A 19583-nucleotide genomic window follows, 5' to 3' on the forward strand; every position below is an offset into this window, starting at 1 on the left:
CTTCTCGGCTCAACTCTTGCCCTCTGCATTCCGCCAATCGGCAGAATAGCCTAATTCTACCATTACCTATTATTGATTTCCACCCTTGAATTTGGCTATGATGAACAGTATATCAAGCGAAAAGGTGGAATAACGGCAATGTTCAAGAAACATGAAATTTTTAAAACGGATAAATACAATATGCTTACGGTAGAGGTGCAAGGCAAAACCTTGATCGTCCGTGAAATATCCGATCAATGGGGCGAGGAAACCCATACCTTCGTTAGCCGTCCCGAAATGATGCATTGGGCGGAAAACCGCTTTAAGCCAGAGCAATTCACCGGCCGTGAAGAAGAACGGGAAAATATTTTGAAAGCTCTTAAAGAAGTGTAAGTTGGCAGGAAATATTACCCTGCACGGCGAACATATCGTATCATCGCGAAGCATAGACTAGCGAATGCTTACTTGCTACGCAATCTTTAAGATTATGCTTTCGAAGTAAATTGCTACGCAATTTTAAGCGTATGCTTTCGAAGTAAGATTGCTTCGCAATCTTTTTAGGAGGATCAAATGGGTTCCGTTAACGTTATTTTTATTATCTCTGCTTTTGTGCTTGGCGGACTTGTTATTCTCAAGCGCGATTCCATGGCGCCAAAACTTCGCAGAGGGATGGCGATTGCCTCCATCATCCTCATTGCGTTCGCCTTTTTCCTCATTGTATATAGCTTCTTAACAATGGGAACCTAGGACATGATTGGAAGCATCACCGGACATACTAGGACAAACTGTCCTTGAGGTGATCTTCCGGCAATGAAATGGCTGCCCGTAATCTTAGTGTTATGCCTTGCTCCCGGTTCGGCTTCCGCCGACCCCGGCCAGCAAGCTTCGCCACATAACCAATCTACTATATCCGTACCGAGGAGGAGTTCGATGAATCACGTACCTAAGCGTTCCGAGACCGCAGTTGATTACCGCTGGAAACTGGAGGATCTGTTTGCAGATCAAGCTGCCTGGGACAAAGAGTATGCAGCAGCAAAAGCTTTGATTAAAAAAGTCGGAGCATTCGAAGGCAAACTTGCGGACCCTGCTCAGCTTAAAGCCTGCTTCGAACTGGAAGATGAGCTCTCCCTGCATGTTGAACGGCTTTATGTATACTCCAATATGAAACATCACGAAGATACGGCAGAACCAACTTATCAAGCGCTGTCGGACAAAGCGAAGAAAATCAGCGTTGAGACGGGCGAAGCCCTGTCCTATATCACGCCTGAGGTATTGTCCCTTTCCGATGCCGAGCTTGACGCTCTGATCAATAATGAAGACCTTGCGGTGTTCAAACATACGCTCGAGGAAATGCGCCGTCAGAAAGCGCATGTACTCTCCAAACCGGAAGAAGCGCTTATGGCGCAAGTAGGCAACGTCAGCTCGGCTCCCGGCTCGATCTACAGCATTTTGAACAATGCGGATTTGAAGTTCCCTAAGGTTAAGAATGAAGCCGGTGAAGAAGTCCAATTGACACAAGGCTCCTACATTCAATTCTTGGAGAGCAAAAACCGCGAAGTTCGCGCGAATGCTTTCCATACGATGTACGATACATACGGAAAATTAAAAAATACGCTTGCTACAACGCTGAACGCAAACGTAACGAAAAACATTTTCTACGCTCGGGCACGCAAGTACCCATCCGCGCTTGGCATGTCGCTGTATGGCGACAACATCCCGGAGAGCGTCTATACGAATCTCATTGATACGATCCACAAGCATATGCCGCTGATGTACCGTTACATGGACCTCCGCAAAAAGCTGCTTGGCGTAGATGAGCTTCACATGTACGATCTGTTTGCTCCGCTTGTCGAAGAGTTCGACATGGAAATTACGTATGACGAATCGAAAAAAATCGTTAAAGAAAGCTTGAAGCCGCTTGGCGAGGACTATTTGTCCGTGTTGCAGGACGGCTTCGACAACGGCTGGATCGATGTCTACGAGAACGAAGGCAAACGCAGCGGCGCCTACAGCTGGGGAGCTTTTGGCACCCACCCGTATGTGCTCCTGAACCATAAAGACAACCTGAACAGCATGTTCACGTTGACGCATGAGATGGGTCACGCGCTGCATTCGTATTATTCGGATACGAACCAGAACTATCGCGACGCGCAATACACGATTTTCCTCGCGGAAGTAGCTTCCACGCTGAACGAAGCGCTTCTGATGGATTATCTGCTTGGCAAGTCTACGGATCCGAAGGAAAAAATGTACCTGCTGACGTATTATGCCGACCAGTTCCGTACAACGGTATTCCGTCAAACGATGTTTGCCGAGTTCGAGAAAATCGTTCACGAAAAAACCGAGCAAGGCGAATCGCTCACTCCGCAAGACTTGAGCAAAATCTACTATGACCTGAACGTGCTTTATTACGGCAAAGACATGGTTGTAGACAAAGATATCGAGATGGAATGGGCTCGGATTCCGCATTTCTACAACAGCTTCTATGTGTTCAAATACGCGACGGGCTTCTCCGCCGCAACAAGCTTCTCGAAGCAAATTCTCGAGGAAGGCGCACCGGCCGTTGACCGTTACTTAGGTTTCCTGAAAAGCGGCGGCAGCGACTTCTCGATCAATATCTTGAAAAAAGCCGGCGTAGACATGTCTTCCCCAGAGCCAATCGAACAAGCGATGAGCGTGTTTGAGAGCTTGATTGAGCAGATGGAGGAGTTGACGAAGTAGACTCCTCCTGGCAGTTTGTGATGTGATTGGCTCCGAGGACGGAAAAGTATCTCCTTCCGGTTGCTGTTGGAATCGGGAATTTTGAATGACACCTGAAGGTGTATTCCCGAGTTCCAAAGGCAAGCGCTACGCTCCTCCAGGAGATACTTTCCCTCTCTCTACGCACTCACATCAAAACCTGCTCCCCCCCTCTACTTCGTCATATAGAGGGGCCGTTTGAAAGACAGACTCGATTGATTTCGAGTCTGTCTTTTTTTGTGGATCGGGTGGCGTAACTTATGTACTCCGCTTTGCGTCTATACCTGTACATAAGGAAAGGATGATCCAATGCTGGGGAAAATTAGGTATATAAAGACGATGTTTGGGATTATGGTATTGCTGCTAGTTGCTGTGGGATGCAAATCAGAAGCCAAGGCGCCGGCGAGTGGAGAACTTGCGTACAAAGAAACTTTATTGGACGAGCAGGATGTCGTCAAAGCTTTGGAAGAGAACGAAGTGAAACTGACGGCCGATTCTTCGGCTTCCTATTTTGAATTGAATAAGGTAAAGCCGACGATTTTCGCGCTGCCGGATCAAGAGAAGATTATGGTGTATGTGTATGGTTCGGACAAGGATACGCAAGAAGCCCGGCAGGATTTTGCGGAGCAGACCAAGTTGATGGACATGAACGCACCGCTGTTTTATAACGTCAAGAACGCGTTGATTCTCTATCAGCATCAAGTAAGCAACAGCACTCCGAAAGAAAAAACCGCCTACCACTCGAATATTGAACAAGCGATCGAACAGCTGCTAGGCGATGAGATTTATGTGAAATTGGGAAAACCATACAACCTTCCAAGGATGGAGCAGTTCATAGATAATTTCAACGATCATAAGGCGGATCAGCTGAAAATAACCGCGTTAACGATTGAAGGCGATCCAATCTATACATATTTGATTACGGACGGAACCAAGTTGCAATATGTGAATGATAATAGAGAGGATACCTATGGCGGCGATAAAGGTATCTCGAAAACGGAATGTACCGCTATTGAAAAACAGAACAAGGAAGAAAATACGGTGTACACGGTAACCGGTTGCCAGGACGAGAACGAAAGATATGTAATGGCTGTACCGGGTCTCCAATAAAACAATGGCAGCGTGGGGATTGTAATCCCCCGCTGCCATCGTTATTTAAGACTCTATAATAGCAACTGGCCGCGACCAGCCAGCGCTTGCTTTTTCCACCTTGATTGGGAAGCAGCTTACTTTGAAACCAAACGGCACGGGAATCTGGTCCAAGTTGGCGAGTTTTTCGATCTGGCAATATTCCCGGTCTTTGCCGACGTAATGGGCCGCCCACAGGACGCCTTCCTGTGGCTCTTTTTTGTAAGCATCGGCTTGCAGGTTGAGCGGAATATCCCAGCCCCAACCGTCCGTGCCAACGACCTTGATCCCTTGATCCAGCAGCCATACCGTTGCTTCAGCCGATACGCCCGCATGCAGATAAGCATAATGTTCGTGATACAGCCGTTTGTCCGCATCGCTGCGAATTAGGACGATGTCATACGGCTTCAACGTATAACCGATTCGGGTTAATTCGGCTTGCAGATCCTCCGTCGTAATCTCGTAACCAGGCGGTTTGGCGCTGAAATCCAGCAATACGCCATCGGAATAAAACCACTCCAGCGGCATCTCGTCAATGGTTCTAGCCTGCTTGCCTTCCGAGGTTGGCCAGTAGTGCCACGGCGCGTCGACATGAGTTCCCGCATGCGTATTCAAAGTTACCGTCTCGGTAGCCCAAGCTTTGCCCTCCGGAAAATCGTTCTGGTTCAGCCCTAGAATCGCGGCCGCTTGCTGCGCCCCCGCTTCGTGGCTAGAATACTCGATTTTTGCCGGCAAAGGCTCCTGGATGCGCGGGCTAATAGGAACGCTTAAGTCGATCAGCTTCATCTCATCTTTCTCCCTTGTCTCCCGATTTCCGTCCCATTATACCATAATGCACCATTTACTTATCCGCTTGTTTGTCTAGTAATTTGCCTTCATAGACCGTCTGATAGTCGTCCACAACAAACTTTCCGTTCTCTTCGGCAAACGTAAGCGACTCAACCGTATTGTAATAAGAGGGTCCGCTCGTCTCCGTCAGATAAGTGATGGTAACGTGATTTCCTTCGATTGTACTCTCATAACTAACGACCCACGGACTTGAAACTCCGATATTGTAATTCCAGTCTTTCCCGCCTCGAGCCTGTTGCTCTTTGACGAATTTCTGCTTCGCTTGGTCGGACATCATGTCATACCGGGTTTTCCCGTCGCGTGTCTTTAACGCGGTTGCCCATATTTCGGTCAAGTCTTCAATCGTTGCTGCCGGTGCCGGAGTTACTGTAGCTGGCACTTCTTCAACTGGAGTTGCATCCGCTGTGCTTGCAGGAGTTGCTGTAGGAGATCCAACTGGGCGATTATTCTGCTCTCCGTTATTTGGCGACGCGGAGCAGCCGCCCGTTAATAGCAGTGCAACGGCAAGACCAACCGCTAACCATTTCAAGCTGGATGGAACTTTCATGCGTTCTCTCCTCTTGTCGTCCGTCATCCTTCTCGCATAACTTCCATATGCTCCAAAAACTCTTCATGTTTTAACCGAAGGACTCTTTCAAGCGAGGCAACTTCATAGAGATCCCAATACGTATTGACGTCCGACTCGTCTTTAACACAGTAAAATTCCGACCCTTTCGGAATAACAAACGATTCGTTTTTGCTAACGCGGATAGTAAGGTCTTTGATTTGGACAGCTTTGCAAGAATAGGTTTCCTTAACCGTGTCATCGATCCAATCCTTTACGCCACCATCGACAATGTCAAAATAATCGCCCATAATGCTGTTTTTCATTCGATGTTGAATGTGGGTCTCATTACCGGTAGTTTGAATGACGTAAGTATAGCCGATCATATCCACGGCTTCGCAAATTTCGCCTTGGCGGATAAACGTTTCGTTCCAGATCAGATCTTGCTTTAATTTCAGTACGGCATGTAGTCCGCAAAAAGACGGTGGTGTATAGATTGCCATTTCTTCTAAACTTCTCCCCAATAAACCTCAGTCTCATAGTCGAAGGAAATGAATCCATCCTCTTCGGTAGAGCCGAACAGCTGCCGCAATTGTTCCATTAACGGCTCGTAGTTCGGGTGGCCCGGTAAAGGCACGTAGGAGGAGGAAGACATCCTTCCTTGCAATTGTTCGTAGTTCAGCCGTTGCTCTAACGGGAACGTAGCTTTATGCAGACCTCCGTCCTTGAAAAACGGGGTAAGCGCGTCTTCGGAAATATTCTTATGGCCAACCTGTTCGTAATCAATGCCATAGGTGCGCAGCAGAAGATCGTAACCCTCAAGAAACGGCGTGCCGGTCGTTATACGGGAGTTCCAGATCAGCACGACTTTGCCTCCGGGCTTTAAGATCCGGTTGAATTCCGCCTTCGCAGCCGCTCGGTCAAACCAATGGAAAGATTGCGCGCAAACGATATAATCGACAGAGTGGTCAGCAAGACCGGTCTCTTCCGCCGAACCGGATTCCGCGCGGAACTTCGGATTGCCGCTCGACTGGTCTACAGCTGCCTGCCTCATATCCGCATTAGGCTCTACGGCAACCACTTCGCTTCCTTGTTCCAACAGCAGCCGCGTGAATATACCGGTTCCCGCACCAATATCGGCAATCCTCGAGCTCGCTGTGAAACCAACCGTATGATACAAGTATTGAATTACCGCTTCCGAATAACTCGGACGGTATTTGACGTAGTGATCAACCCGATCGGAGAAACGTTCCTTGCTGTTCATTGCGATTCATCCCCTCTAGTCAAGTTTTCATTCCATTCCATAAACTCAAGACGATTGCCAAACGGATCTGCTACATAAATACGTGTAACACCTTCACCCGAACGCGCATCGTCGTCGAACAATTGTACGCCAGACCGAAGCAAATAGTCGCGCAAGGCATTTAAGTTTTGCACGCAAAAGGCGGGATGAGCTTTCGTTGCAGGCACGAAATGGTTCTGAATGCCAATATGCACCTGCTGTGTACCGCATTGAAACCAAACACCTCCGCGGCTTTTGAGGTTATCCGGCTTCTCTATTTCCGCCCAGCCAAGCAAGCCGGCATAAAAGCTTCTAGCTTCCGGTTCGCAACCTTCGGGAGCCGCCAATTGCACATGGTCAATGCCGCTGAATTGGAAATCCGGCATCTTAATCGCCTCCTCCTGCGCACACTTGGTTTCATTATATGAAACTAAGTTTCAATTTATAATCCCATTTTATAGGATAATGGTTCAGGAATCCAGTGGATAACAAAAAAAATCTACTTGGGAGATTAGCTGTACGTTCTCAAGCTAATCTCCCAAGCAGAGGTTAAAAGAAAGAGCCTATGGCCCAGCCAAGCAGCCCGGCGAATACGGACGACAGAAGGTTCACCCTGTCGTTGTTCAGCGCGGCTAAGCCGCGCACGCGCTCCGCCGCCGCCCCGCAATGGGCGGCGCGCTCAGTCTCGCTGCCGCATACTCGGCAGCGGTACATGGCCTGGCCGGTGGCGCCGAGCAGCGAGTCGGCGAAGCAGCCGGCCAGGCCGGCGGCAGCTGCGGCGATGACGACCGCCGCCGCGCCGCCAGGGGCGCCCGCAGCTGCGTCAGCCTGCTGCGGGAGCGCCAGCAGCGCTGCCGCGACGCCGCCGATGAAGGCGGCGCCAGCCAGCGCTGCAAGCGTGCCGAGCGGCGTAATCGCGCCGCTCGTGCCCGGCTTCACCCGCTTGCCAGTCGTAATCGACCGCGGCGCGCTGCGGCTTAGGGCCCCGATCTCCGTGGCCCAAGTATCCGCGTTAACGGCGGCCATCACGCCGATATAAGCAAATAACCAGGCAGCATCCGGCTGCAGGGCATTGCCAACGCATAAGAGCAGGCCAATGCCGCCGTTCGCCCATACTTGCCCCGCATCGCGCCTGCCGGTTTTCTCGTAGTTCGCTTCCGCTTCGGCTTTCGCCCGGTGACGTTTCTTCCACTTCGACCATACCGTCGAAGATACGAAGAAAGCGATCAGACAACCAAACCATACCGGCTCGCCTAACGTAACGAAGCCTGTCCCCATGATGAGGGCCGACAAAGCTCCCGAACCGGACAAGGATCTTGTCCGGTAAGCCGCGGCGGCGATCAGGCAGCTGCCTACGAGACCTGCAAGCAGCCTCAGCCACCACTCATCTACCCATCCAACCATGATCAACTCTCCTCTTACATCGCGCCTACCGCAACCATCGCGCCGCGCCAGCGGTCCGGGTAATTCGTACAGACCATAACATCCGGATCCAGCATAATCAGCTTGCGGATCGAACGTTCGTCGTTTGGCGTCCATGCCATTACCTGGATGCCCGCTTGCTTGAGCAACTCTACGCGGGCGGCGTTCAGCCTGCCGAATTCAATCGATAAAAACTGCGCCCCAAGCTGCTCCAGCTCTTTGGGCAACGAATTGCGCCAGCCGTCGAGAATAAGTCCGGTACGAATGCGCCCATCCGTCAACTTGTGGGCATTATGCAGCGTTGGAGCATGGAACGATGTAATAACGACTTCATCTTCCATCCCATAGGCTTTAATCATGTCTACGACGCAATCTTCCAGCTTCGTATAACGCCCGTCCGTCTTCAGCTCAATATTGAGTTTGATCCGTCCGCGCGCCAGCTCCAGCACTTGACTTAGCAGCGGTACGCCTTCGCCCTTGTACATCGGCGAGAACCAGCTTCCCGCATCTAGGGCCGACAATTCCTCTGCCGTATAGTTCCTCACTTCGCCTCGGCCATTTGTTGTCCTTCTCAGCTTGTAATCATGTATTACAACGGGCACATCGTCCTTGGACAGCTGGACATCGATTTCCGCCCAGCCCACATCCGGTTCGTCAATCGCCAGTTGAATGGCGGCCAGCGTATTCTCCGGTGCGCGTCCCGACCAGCCCCGATGCGCTACGCATTCATTTCTCATAGGGTGCTGACCTTCCTTTCGCTTTCCTTATTTCGGTACGATCGTACCGTTCTCGCGCACTTTTACCCCAAACGAAATCGCGCTCAAATGACTAAGCAGCGTCTTCGCGTCTTCGCCTTCAACGGGCTTAGGTTGAGCAAGATTATTGTTCATCGGATCAAAATTCAAGTCGCAATCGCCCGATTTCGTGCAAACGGCATTAAGCACTCCCGTGTCCGCCGTTGCCCCTTTTGGATAAGCGCTGAAAATAAAATTGCCAAGGCTGTAAGCAATCCACTTGCCCTTGTATTGTTCAAAGCCTTGCAAAACGTGAGGATGGCTGCCAATAACGAGATCCGCGCCGGAATCGATATATTCCCTTGCAAAATCCCGCTGGTAGGCTTCAGGATTTTCCGCTTTTTCAATCCCCCAATGGACCATCACGACAACGACATCGGCTTTCTCTTTGGCTTTCTTGATCGCTGCCTTCGTTCTTGTGGTATCGTAGGTTTCGGCTACGCCGGCACGGTTTTTATCCGCTTTCCAGTCGCCGGTCGGAACGACCTTGCTGACCCCGATATAAGCCACTTTAATGCCATTTGCTTCTTTGAGGACCGGAGCAAAAGCTTCCGTGTCGTTATTCCCGGCGCCTACATGGGCAAGACCCGCGCTGTCGAGATGCGAGATCGTATCCAGCAAACCTTCAACGCCTTGGTCCAGCGTATGGTTATTGGCTAGCGTAAGCACGTCAAAACCCGCGTCTTTTAACGCTGGCAAAGCGCCCGCATCGCCTTTAAATACAAATTGTTTGTCTTCGGCCGGAATGCCCCGGTCCGTTACCGGATATTCCAGATTGGCAGCGGTCAAATCGGGCTCGCTTAAGTGAAATTTAGCTTTCAGGTACGGATAATCGTCCCCGTATTGCTTCATCATGTCGCCTACGCTTTCGGCAAGCAGGATATCGCCTACAAAAGCGAGGCTGACCGTATCGCCGCTTCCTGCGCCAACCGCTCCGCCAGAACCAACAACTGCCGAGGAGTCGCCATCATCCGGCGCTTCGCTTGGATCATTTTGCCCTGCCGAACTGCCTTCATTGTCATTGTTTACCGTTCCGCCCGTGTTTCCCGAATCATCGGTGGCAGCAGGCTCAGAAGGTGCCGTACTCGCTTCAGACTCCTCTTCCGCGTTTGCCGTTTGATCGGGGGAAGCATTCCCGCCTGCAGCCGACTGCTCATTCTGCGGCTTGTTCCCCTTATGGAAAATACCGCCGTCTTGCATGGAGGCCCATACGGCGACGATTACGATAAGAAGGCCAATTACCGTCAAGTTGACGGTTAACAGAAATCGAAATTTTTTCTTGCGTTTTCGTTTTTCATGCTGATGTGCTTCAGAACGAGATGCGTACAATGGATCGGCTCCCTCCAGCTCTAGAATTGCTCCGCAATTCCTTTGGTTATGCCTTCCATTATAGCAAAGGTTGCTACTCTATTGCGAAAAGATTCATAGAGTTGCTAGAATCTCCATCGCCGCGTCTTTCCCCGAACGGATGCAATCCGGCAGTCCTACGCCGCCAAACGCCGCTCCCGTCACATAGACGCCAGGCAGCTCTTCCGACAACCGTGCGCGAAGGGCAGACGTGTTATCCAGATGCCCTACAGGATATTGCGGCATCGAGCGCGGCAGACGTGTTATTTCCGTAAAAATCGGAACGGCATCTATGCCTAGCACCTTCTGAATGTCTTCCAGAACGGCTTTTTTCAACTCTTCGTCCGGCAGCATTGCCGCCGCTTCATCGCCCGAACGGCCTACATAACAACGGAGCAGCACTTTATCGTCGGGACTGGTATGCAGCCATTTGTTCGATGTCCAAGTGCAGGCCGTAATCCGAAGGCCCTCCGAACGGGGCACAAGGAACCCCGAACCGTCAAAAGAACGGTCAAAGGTCGATTTCTCGAACGACATAACCACGTTAGCTACCGATACGTAATTGATGGCGCGAAGCTCCGCAACGTCCACCAGCGGCTCAAGCAAATCCGCAGCACGGAATGCCGGAACCGTCACTAGCACATGATCGGCAGGTATAACTTCGCCCGACTCCATAACAACTTCATAACGGGCAGTAGCATCCTCGCCATCGAGCGGCCGAATTGCCGTCACGGCGTCTCCCATGCGGCGGTCCACGCTTTGCAGCGCTTGATCGAGGGCATCGACCATCGTGGACAAACCATTCTTAAAGCTTAGGAAAACGCTTTTCTTAAGCTCTTCCGGCAAATAGTCCGGCGCTTGTTGCGGCGTTTTGTTCTGCTGCTGCATTTGCGTCCCGCGAATCAGGCTGCCATATTGGCGTTCTGCCTCCGCAAATTGCGGGAATGTCGCCCTGATGCTCAGTTTGCTAAGATCGCCTGCATAAATACCGGCCAGCAACGGTTCTGAAATATGCTTCACAATCTCCGATCCGATCCGGCGCGACAAGAAGTCGCCAAGCGATTCATCCCCATCCGGCGCGTCGCTTGGCATATCCAGATCCTCTAGCGAACGCGCTTTTCCTTCGTCGGACAGTAGTGTCGTCTGCATAAACGTATCCAGATTGGTAGGAATGCCAAGCACCATCCCTTTCGGCATTGGATGCAGCTTGCCATCTCGCATGATATAGGATGTTTTTCCGTTCTCGTTCTGAGCCGTCAGCTCATTCTCAATGCCGAGGTCTTTCGCCAGCTCGATAATCGGCAGCTTGCGCGCCAGGAAAGAATCCGGTCCCCGCTCAATGACAAATCCGTCACGCTGCAGCGTATTAATTTTTCCGCCAAGTACGGGCGCACCGTCAATAATCGTGACATGCGCCTTTTTCCCTTGCCGCTCCGCTTCCCGCTGCAAATAAAAAGCGGAGCTCAGTCCGCTGATCCCCCCGCCGATTACGACAATTCGATCAATCATTCCGATTCTCCGCATATGGTTCATCCTTTCTATTCCAAAGAACCGGCGCTAATAACCGATTCCGCTAACGTTTCCATGTATAGTGGATCTTTATTCAGCATCGTAATCCGTTCAAGGGTAATGCCTATCTCGCTTGCCGCTTGTTTGGCCTCGAGGTCGAGGTCATACAGCACTTCCAAATGATCGGATACAAACCCGACTGGCGCAACGAGGACAGCTTTGACTCCTTCGCCGGCAAGCGTCTGAAGCGTGTCCAGAATGTCCGGTCCTAGCCAAGGCTCTCTAGTACGGCCGGCGCTTTGCCAAGTGAACTGCCATGTGGCTTCGTCCACATTCGACAGCTTTGCAACCTCGGCGGAAGTAGCAAGCAATTGCTCTTCGTACGGATCGTTAAGCTCGCGGATTTTTTCAGGCAAGCTATGCGCGCTGAACAATACTTTTACCGGTTGCGCGTTATTCGAAGAAACGGCAAGACGTTGCAAGCCGTCCGTCACACGCTCGCTCAAAGCCTTAAGCAGCTTGGGATGCAAGTGGTATTCTTTGACGAAAGACATCTTGATGCCGAGTTCCTCTGCTTTGGCCTCCGCGCGTTTGATATAAGAGCCTACGCTCATCACGGAATAATGCGGAGCCAGTACGATGCCTACGGCTTCTTTGATGCCGTCCTTCGCCATTTGCTCCACGCCATCCTCAATGTAAGGAGCGGCATGCTTCAACCCTTGGTAGCACACATAACGGCCCGGCGCCAGCTGCTCCAGCTTATCTTGCAGACCGGCTACTTGCCCGTTTGTATTCTCGCGCAGCGGGAACACCCCGCCGACGATCGCTTCATAACGGTCCGTCAACTCTTTCAACTGCTCTTCCGTAGGCGGATGGCCGCGGCGGATATGCGTGTAATAAGCTTCAACATCGTCCAGACTTTGCGGTGTGCCATAAGACATGACGAGTACACCGGTCTTGTTGTTCATCTCAGACATGGCTCGTTTCCTTCCCCTTTCGCGCTGCAATAGCTTTCTCCGAATAGGAGTGAATAAATGCCGTTAGTTCTGTCAATTTCTCCAATGAAGCTTCCGGGAACAAACCATGGCCCAAATTAAACACAAAACCTGGCTGCTCTATCCCCTGGTCGATAATTTCTGCCGCATACGACTCAATAACGCTCATAGGCGCAGTCAGAATAACCGGATCCAGGTTGCCTTGCACCGCGTATTTGCCATCCAGGCGGCGTCTGCCTTCCGGAATCGATACGCGCCAATCAAGACCAATCACATCCGCCTGCAGGTTGCGCAGTTCCGGAAGTAACTCACCCGAGCTGACGCCAGGGAAATAGATTTTCGGCTGCGGCAAATCGGACAACTCGGCAAAGATTCTTTCGATGGTAGGCAGCACAAACTTGCGGAAATCCGCAGGGGTAAGCGCCCCCACCCAGCTGTCGAACAGCTGGAACGCTTTGCCGCCGTTCGCCATATGGGCGCGCAAATAAGCAATGACCATATCGCCAAGCTTGTCCATGAGGCTGAACCAAACTTTTGGTTCGCTGTACATGAGCGCTTTGGTGCGCAAATAGTTTTTCGAAGGTTTGCCTTCAATCAAATAACTTGCGATCGTAAACGGCGCTCCCGCAAACGTAATAAGCGGAACTTCAAGCTCTTTGTCCAAAATGCGGATCGTCTCGAGTACATGGCCCAGATCGCCTTCCACATCAATCGGCGTCAGCCGCTCGACATCTGCCGCGCTGCGAATCGGATTCGCAATTACAGGCCCGACGTTGGCAACAATGTCAAAATCAATGCCAATTGAAGCAACCGGGTTCATAATATCCGAATATAAAATAGCTGCATCTACGCCCAGCTTACGCACCGGCATCATCGTAACTTCTGCCGCAAGCTCAGGCTGCTTGCAAATTTCAAGGAGAGAATATTTTTCTTTAATTTTACGATATTCAGGATCATAGCGTCCTGCTTGACGCATGTACCAAACCGGTACGCGGTCTACAAGTTCCTTCCGGCATGCCCGAATGAAACGGTCGTTATAGCTCATGTTGCCGTTCCTCTTTTCTGTATTTTTTCACTAATTTCCATTATGCCCGTTTTCGTTACCCCTAACAACCATTCTCGCTTTGTTTCCTATGACAATAGTATGACAATCAAACTAGACCTGCATGAAGAACCGATGAACTTTGGGAATAAAAAAGACCGGATGCTGCCGCCCGACAGGACAGTCCGCACCGATCTATATAAACGATGTTTGACCCTTATTATTGCGCTGTTTGCGGAACAATCGGGTTATTCAGCATGTCCTTATAGCTAGGATCGAAATAAGCGGTAAAAGCAAGTTCGGCCGTATCCATCCCGCTGTCCGTCTGCTGCAACGTATAGGAATTAACGACAACAAGCCGTTTTTGCCGTTCCAGTTGATCCATCCAACTTTTCACCTGCGCGTGTGTGCCAAGCAAAGATACGTGGACATTCACTTCTTGAACCGTCGGATACAGCGGGTCGGCGTTGTCGGATAGCAGATTCAGCTTATTGTCGCCAGGCAAATCTATCGTTGCGCTATTCACCTTTGCCCCGGTCTGCTGGCTTAAGGTTTTGAGGCTGACGACAAGCTGCTCGGAATTATCCCATAGCGGAAGCGCGGCTTGAATGTCCTGCTCCGGGAGATTGCTTCCTTCTTCTTTCTTGTTGATACTCGCTTGAAGGGCATTGAGCTGTTGCTCCGCGTTACTAACAAGCCCCTTCTGATCCAACAATTCGGAGCTGGAAGGCTGAAGCAGCACCACGTACAACAGCAGCAGAACAAGGAACAGCAACATCATGACGATGAGTCCAAACGAGCGGTTTTTGGCATTATCCATTGTCCGTCCCTCCTGTCTCCTCTTGCTTCTCCGGCCCTTTCCACCCGATCTGGTAGCTGCCGTACCATACGCCGTTATTATCCGCAAATGTTTGCAGCTGCACCGAGCCAACAAACGACATCGCGCGCAAACTTGTCAGATAAGTAGACAACGCGGTCAAGTCCGCGCTTTTGAACGTGAGTGCGATTACGCCCGGTTTGTTGTATTCAATCGTCGTAAGCCGGGAGCCGTATGGCAGCTTGTTCGATAGTTCATCAAGCACGGCAACCGCATCTTGGCGATGTTCTTTAATGAATTGGATGACTTCCTGCGGGTCCGCATTAGCCGCTGCCACGGTATCCTGAGAACTAACCTGCTTCTCCAGCAGAGCCGTCTGATCTTTCAGAACCTGCAACGTATGCTCGTAATCCGAGATTTGAAGCCGGTTATTTGTATTCAGAGCCAGAATAGCCCCCAAACAAAGCAGCCACACGATCCCTGCGACAAGCAGCTTGGCCGGAATTTGTTTGGTTTTGCGCACCTTCTCCGGCATCAGATTAATGCCCGTGCTCGCTTTCTCCCGAATGGCAAGGCCAAACGGAATCATAAATTCATCCAGCTTCCTCCGTACCCGCTTGCGAAGAGGCGACTCCAGCTCAACCGTCTCGACTCTCATATCCGGCTGCGCTTGTTGAAGTTCAGCCGCTAATTGCGTGCGCCCTGCCAGCTCTCCCGCGATAATAGCTTGTACGATACGGAACTTGCCTTCATGAATACTGTATTGATAGAAGCTCAAGAGCCGCGCGATCTCGGCATTAATGCTCGTGATCAATTCCGGCGTGAACGTTCCGTCCGAAGTGCCGCTGTAATCGTACTCGTTAATCACCCGCATAAAGACCGGATGGCCATTGTGGAACATATATACTTCGACATTTGCTTTGTCCAGATGGATCAGCATCGAATTATCAAGTGGATCCTTGTATTGCGCCTGAATCGCCCGGGCAAAAGCCGTTGAAGCCAGTTCCGCGAACTTTACCTTCAGCCCAACGCTTTCAAGCAGGTCTATGCTTTGTTTGATCCAACGCTGCGGAGAGGCGTAGACTAGCACGTTAGTTGCTTGCTCTTCCGATCCGGCGGCTATGTAATCATAGACGGGATCTTCAAACGGAAGATGAAGCGCTGTCTCCACTTCCAGATTGATAAGCTGGCTCAGCTCCTTGGGATTAACGGTTCCGATCTGCATCTTGCGAATAATAATTTGCGAGGTAGGAATGGACAGCGTAATGGCGGTGCCGTTAAGCTTCTCCTTCTTCACCCAGTCTTTCAGACTGGAACGAAGCTCTTCCATGTTCGTGAATTGATCCTCAAGAATGACTCCGTCGGCAAAAGGCAGGAAGCCGGTTTTTTCGATCTCCCAGCCCTTTTTCCTTTTCCTTACTCTCGCGTAGCGTACTCCGCCATGATCAATCGTTAGACCAATACGCTTGTTACTGTCGAGCATTCTTCATCACATCCCACTACATCAGAATTGAACGGTAAACATCAATCATCGCATCGCCGTAAGCAAATGACAGTAAAGCGCCTATTAGCAAAAAAGGTCCAAACGGAATCGGTTGTTTTCTTGTCACAATCTTCAGAAGCAATAATAAACCTCCGACCAAGCTGCCAAGGAAGCAAGCGATAATAAAGGCCGGGATAAGATGGGACAAGCCAAGAATCCATCCCAGCAGCGTTAATAGCTTCACGTCGCCTAATCCCATGCCCCCCTTGGTAAGGATAACGACCAATAGCAGCACACCGCCGCCAACAACCGCACCCCACGCATGCTGCCAGATCGAATCGACGGGGGACAGGAATCTCCACACCAGAAATACCGGTGCAAAAGCTAGCAAAATACGGTTAGGCAATAACATATATTTCAAATCGGAGACGGTAAGAATGACGGACATGCTGACGAGCAGCAGTCCCAATACCGTATTCCAGCTGTTTCCGAAGGTTATGTAAATCCAAACAAACAATAAACCGGTAGCTAGCTCCCCTAACGGATACACGGGCGAGATCCGAACGCCGCATTGGCGGCAACGGCCGCGGGCGAGCAAATAACTAACTACAGGCATCAGATCGCGAGGCTTCAAGCGGTTCCCGCATTTCGGACATTGCGAAGGCGGCGACACCACCGACAGCTTGAGCGGAATCCGGAGACCAACAACGTTATAGAAAGAGCCTAAGATTATGCCGACAAAAAAGAGATAAATCGTAAGGAATAGGGTCATAGGCGGGTTCGCTTTCGGATGTATTTAGAAGATTTCCGGAATCGGTATTAATCCGATTCCGGAAACATTGTTATCTATCTTTTTTACCTTTTAATACTTCATCTTTTGAAACTCCTGCATTTGCAATAGTAGCCGTTTTGAGTGTTACTGATTGGAGCGATCCATCCTCATTAAAAGCTACTTGTGTACCATCAATTAAAGGCTCTTTTGTACTCGGCAAAACTGTTGTTCCCGCCAGATATCCGTTATCGACCAAATCATCTAATGTTACTATTACACCGTTAACAGTTTCAGCATCTTCCGCACCTTCAAAATTGCCATTCTCTTCGCCAGTTACATATAATTTAGCTGCATCATAAATTTGGCGTGCAGTTGCAACATTAGAATCTTCTCTAGTATTATCAATAATTCTACCAATCAACGGAATCGCAATTACCGCGATAACCGCCAGGATTACAATTACCGCCAAAAGCTCAATCAGAGTAAAGCCTTTTTCTTCTTTCTTCAGACGTTTCATCATTCTTTTCAACATGTGATTTCCTCCCAATAATGGATTATTTCTTTTGTCTCTTCTATGTTGTCTTGCTGTAAACCCCTTGGAATCTAGTTATTGAACGTTGGAGTACAAAGTGAACATCGGCAATATAATCGCCATAACGATTAATCCCACGACACCGGCCAGAAAGACGATCAGCAGCGGCTCGATGAGCGACTTAAGACGGTCGACGGTGTTGTCGACGTCCATCTCGTAAAAGTCCGCGATTTTGGCTAGCATCTGATCGAGTGAACCCGTCTCTTCGCCTACCGCAATCATTTGCGTCACTAGCGGCGGGAATACCCAGGCCTTCTTGAACGGCTCGGATAAGGAATTGCCTTGCCTTAGCGATTCTCCCGACTTGCGTATGTATCCGCCGATCACTTTGTTGCCTACCACCTCCTCCACGATAGTAAGGGATTGCAGTACGGGAACGGAGCTGGCATACAAAGAAGATAAGGTGCGCGACATTTGGGCTATGGCGCCTTTTTGCGCGAGCTTGCCGAAGATCGGCATCTTGAGCTTGGCATAATCAAGCACGTATTGCCCCCGCTCCGTGCGTTTATAAATCTGGTAACCGAGTATAAGGACGACCAGGCCGATGACCCAGTAATACCATTGGTGGGACATGCTTTTGCTTAACGCGAGTACAATCTTCGTAATCGCCGGAAGCTCCGTATCAAAGGACTCGAACATCGTCACGAATTGCGGGACTACGCCTTGCAGCAGATAAATAACCGCGGCGATCGACATGAATCCCACAACCATCGGATAAGTCATCGCTGACTTAATCTTCTCTTTGGTCGTGTGCGCTTTCTCGAAAAACAACGCCAACCGGTCCAGCGTTCCTTCCAAGTCGCCGGTCTCCTCGCCGGCACGGATCATGCTAACGAACAACGGCGGAAAAATCCGCTTATGCTCCTGAACGGCCTGGGAGAACGGAAGCCCCCGAAGAAGGGCTGAGCTTACCTCTACTAATGCTTTTTTGAGCGGTTTACTTTCCGTCTGCGCGGCCAGAATGTTAGTTGCTTCTACGATCGTTACCCCGGCGCGGATGAGCGTGGAGAACTGCCGGCAGAAAATAATAAAATGAATGCTTTTGACCGGATTGCCTATGTAGATCTCGGTGGATAGAATGCTTTTGCGTATTTCCTCTACGGACAATACGATTAATCCGCGTTTGCGAAGCTCCTCCACCGCCGAGGACTTGTCCATGGAGTTCAGCTTGCCTTGCAGCTGTTTGCCTCCGCTGGTCTTGACATGATAAGCAAATTGCGGCATTACAAACCTCCTTCCGCCAAATACGGCTTAGCGGCATCGGGATGAATCGTTCCTGCAAGCAGCAGGTCCTTCACCGACATATCCATCGTGTGCATGCCAAGCGTACGGCTTGTCTGCATGACGCTGCGAATCTGATGCACTTTATCGGTCCGGATCAAATTCGCTACCGCAGGCGTGTTCATCAATATTTCCGTAGCGCAAGCCCGGCCGTCTGCCCGCTTCGGAAGCAGCCGTTGGGCCACGATCGTGACAAGAATCGATGCAAGTTGCGAACGAATCTGACCCTGTTGATGAGCCGGAAAAGCGTCGATAACGCGATCAATCGTTTGAGGAGCATCGGATGTATGCAAAGTCGCTAATACAAGATGGCCCGTCTCCGCTGCGGTTATCGCCGCTGCTATCGTCTCGAGGTCGCGCATCTCTCCGACCAATATCACGTCCGGATCCTGCCGGAGCGCTGCCCTAAGACCATTCGAGAAACTTCGCGTATCCTGACCTACTTCTCTTTGATCAATAATGGAGTTCTTGCTTGTATGTAGAAATTCGATAGGATCTTCAAGCGTTACAATATGTCTGGCTTGCTTCCGGTTAATATGATCAATAAGTGCCGCTAGCGTTGACGACTTCCCGCTTCCGGTTGGCCCCGTCACCAAGATCAGCCCTTGATGCCTCTCTGCTAGCAGGGCTAGCGAAGCCGGCAATTGAAGCTGCTCGAAGGTCGGTATTTGCGATGGGATAATCCTAGCGGCAATGCTGATCAAACCTCTTTGCTTGTAGACATTCAGCCGGAAGCGGCAACAGCCTGGCAATGCAAGGGAGAAATCCACTTCTCCTTCGGACCGCAGCTTGTCCGCCTGATCGCTTGTCATCAGTCGAAGCGCCATCGCTTCTGCGGATTCTTTTGTAATAGGTACATCCCCAACTTTGCAAAGCTCTCCATTAATCCGTAACGCCGGTAGATTCCCGGCCGATAAATGAAGATCCGAAGCCCGGCGTTCATAGGCCTCCTGCAGCCAATTAAATATAAGATCGTTAGGCATAGCCGTCCTCCTAGACATTAACGGA

Annotated in this window: 21 protein-coding genes; 4 read left to right on the plus strand and 17 right to left on the minus strand. The window is 50.5% G+C overall.

Going from position 1 to position 19583, the window contains the following annotated elements; all coding sequences use genetic code 11:
• Positions 1 to 138 precede the first annotated feature (138 nt).
• From QQK89_RS18135 to QQK89_RS18150, 4 genes are all read left to right on the plus strand, one after another.
• A complete protein-coding gene (locus tag QQK89_RS18135) occupies positions 139 to 372 on the plus strand; it encodes a hypothetical protein (protein ID WP_127496579.1) in 234 nt (77 codons plus the stop codon).
• A 177-nt stretch (positions 373 to 549) separates the two neighbouring features.
• Complete coding sequence (locus tag QQK89_RS18140) at positions 550 to 726, plus strand: hypothetical protein (RefSeq protein ID WP_284240048.1); 177 nt, start codon at positions 550 to 552, stop codon at positions 724 to 726.
• Between the two features lie 183 nt (positions 727 to 909).
• Positions 910 to 2700, plus strand: coding sequence for an oligoendopeptidase F (gene pepF, locus QQK89_RS18145; protein ID WP_284240049.1), 1791 nt, complete (start codon positions 910 to 912; stop codon positions 2698 to 2700).
• Positions 2701 to 3027: 327 nt separating this feature from the next.
• Positions 3028 to 3828 (plus strand): DUF4362 domain-containing protein, encoded by an 801-nt coding sequence (locus QQK89_RS18150; protein WP_284240050.1) that lies wholly within the window; start codon positions 3028 to 3030, stop codon positions 3826 to 3828.
• 45 nt (positions 3829 to 3873) lie between these two features.
• On the opposite strand, the gene QQK89_RS18155 is transcribed toward QQK89_RS18150, so the two are convergent.
• The 17 genes from QQK89_RS18155 to QQK89_RS18235 form a co-directional block, all read right to left on the minus strand.
• Positions 3874 to 4632, minus strand: a complete 759-nt coding sequence (locus QQK89_RS18155; protein WP_284240051.1) for a cyclase family protein — start codon at positions 4630 to 4632, stop codon at positions 3874 to 3876.
• Positions 4633 to 4687: 55 nt separating this feature from the next.
• Complete coding sequence (locus tag QQK89_RS18160; protein WP_284240052.1) at positions 4688 to 5242, minus strand: hypothetical protein; 555 nt, start codon at positions 5240 to 5242, stop codon at positions 4688 to 4690.
• Between the two features lie 23 nt (positions 5243 to 5265).
• The gene (locus tag QQK89_RS18165; protein ID WP_284240053.1) at positions 5266 to 5742 is read right to left on the minus strand and encodes a hypothetical protein; all 477 of its coding nucleotides are present in this window, start codon (positions 5740 to 5742) and stop codon (positions 5266 to 5268) included.
• Between the two features lie 5 nt (positions 5743 to 5747).
• Positions 5748 to 6503, minus strand: a complete 756-nt coding sequence (locus QQK89_RS18170; RefSeq protein WP_284240054.1) for a class I SAM-dependent methyltransferase — start codon at positions 6501 to 6503, stop codon at positions 5748 to 5750.
• Entirely contained in the window at positions 6500 to 6907 is a 408-nt protein-coding gene (locus tag QQK89_RS18175) for a VOC family protein (protein WP_284240055.1), read from the minus strand. Before QQK89_RS18175 ends, QQK89_RS18170 begins: the two co-directional genes overlap by 4 nt.
• A gap of 163 nt (positions 6908 to 7070) precedes the next feature.
• On the minus strand, positions 7071 to 7925 hold the full coding sequence (locus QQK89_RS18180) for a DUF92 domain-containing protein (protein WP_284240056.1): 855 nt from the start codon (positions 7923 to 7925) through the stop codon (positions 7071 to 7073).
• A gap of 14 nt (positions 7926 to 7939) precedes the next feature.
• Entirely contained in the window at positions 7940 to 8680 is a 741-nt protein-coding gene (locus QQK89_RS18185; RefSeq protein ID WP_284240057.1) for a glycerophosphodiester phosphodiesterase, read from the minus strand.
• Between the two features lie 27 nt (positions 8681 to 8707).
• Positions 8708 to 10066, minus strand: a complete 1359-nt coding sequence (locus QQK89_RS18190; RefSeq protein ID WP_284240058.1) for a CapA family protein — start codon at positions 10064 to 10066, stop codon at positions 8708 to 8710.
• A gap of 93 nt (positions 10067 to 10159) precedes the next feature.
• On the minus strand, positions 10160 to 11608 hold the full coding sequence (hemG, locus tag QQK89_RS18195) for a protoporphyrinogen oxidase (protein ID WP_284240059.1): 1449 nt from the start codon (positions 11606 to 11608) through the stop codon (positions 10160 to 10162).
• A 14-nt stretch (positions 11609 to 11622) separates the two neighbouring features.
• Positions 11623 to 12561, minus strand: a complete 939-nt coding sequence (hemH, locus tag QQK89_RS18200; RefSeq protein WP_284240206.1) for a ferrochelatase — start codon at positions 12559 to 12561, stop codon at positions 11623 to 11625.
• 1 nt (position 12562) lies between these two features.
• A complete protein-coding gene (gene hemE, locus QQK89_RS18205; RefSeq protein WP_284240060.1) occupies positions 12563 to 13633 on the minus strand; it encodes a uroporphyrinogen decarboxylase in 1071 nt (356 codons plus the stop codon).
• Between the two features lie 217 nt (positions 13634 to 13850).
• A complete protein-coding gene (locus QQK89_RS18210) occupies positions 13851 to 14450 on the minus strand; it encodes a GspMb/PilO family protein (protein WP_284240061.1) in 600 nt (199 codons plus the stop codon).
• Positions 14443 to 15930, minus strand: a complete 1488-nt coding sequence (pilM, locus tag QQK89_RS18215; RefSeq protein WP_284240062.1) for a pilus assembly protein PilM — start codon at positions 15928 to 15930, stop codon at positions 14443 to 14445. Before pilM ends, QQK89_RS18210 begins: the two co-directional genes overlap by 8 nt.
• Positions 15931 to 15946: 16 nt before the next feature.
• On the minus strand, positions 15947 to 16702 hold the full coding sequence (locus tag QQK89_RS18220) for a prepilin peptidase (RefSeq protein ID WP_284240063.1): 756 nt from the start codon (positions 16700 to 16702) through the stop codon (positions 15947 to 15949).
• 70 nt (positions 16703 to 16772) lie between these two features.
• The gene (locus tag QQK89_RS18225; RefSeq protein ID WP_284240064.1) at positions 16773 to 17234 is read right to left on the minus strand and encodes a type II secretion system protein; all 462 of its coding nucleotides are present in this window, start codon (positions 17232 to 17234) and stop codon (positions 16773 to 16775) included.
• Between the two features lie 75 nt (positions 17235 to 17309).
• Entirely contained in the window at positions 17310 to 18518 is a 1209-nt protein-coding gene (locus QQK89_RS18230) for a type II secretion system F family protein (RefSeq protein ID WP_284240065.1), read from the minus strand.
• Positions 18518 to 19558 carry a type IV pilus twitching motility protein PilT gene (locus QQK89_RS18235; protein WP_284240066.1) on the minus strand — a complete coding sequence of 347 codons (1041 nt, stop codon included), beginning with the start codon at positions 19556 to 19558 and terminating at the stop codon, positions 18518 to 18520. Before QQK89_RS18235 ends, QQK89_RS18230 begins: the two co-directional genes overlap by 1 nt.
• Between the last annotated feature and the right edge of the window lie 25 nt (positions 19559 to 19583).

This window comes from Paenibacillus glycanilyticus (assembly GCF_030161375.1).
GTDB lineage: Bacteria > Bacillota > Bacilli > Paenibacillales > Paenibacillaceae > Pristimantibacillus > Pristimantibacillus glycanilyticus_B.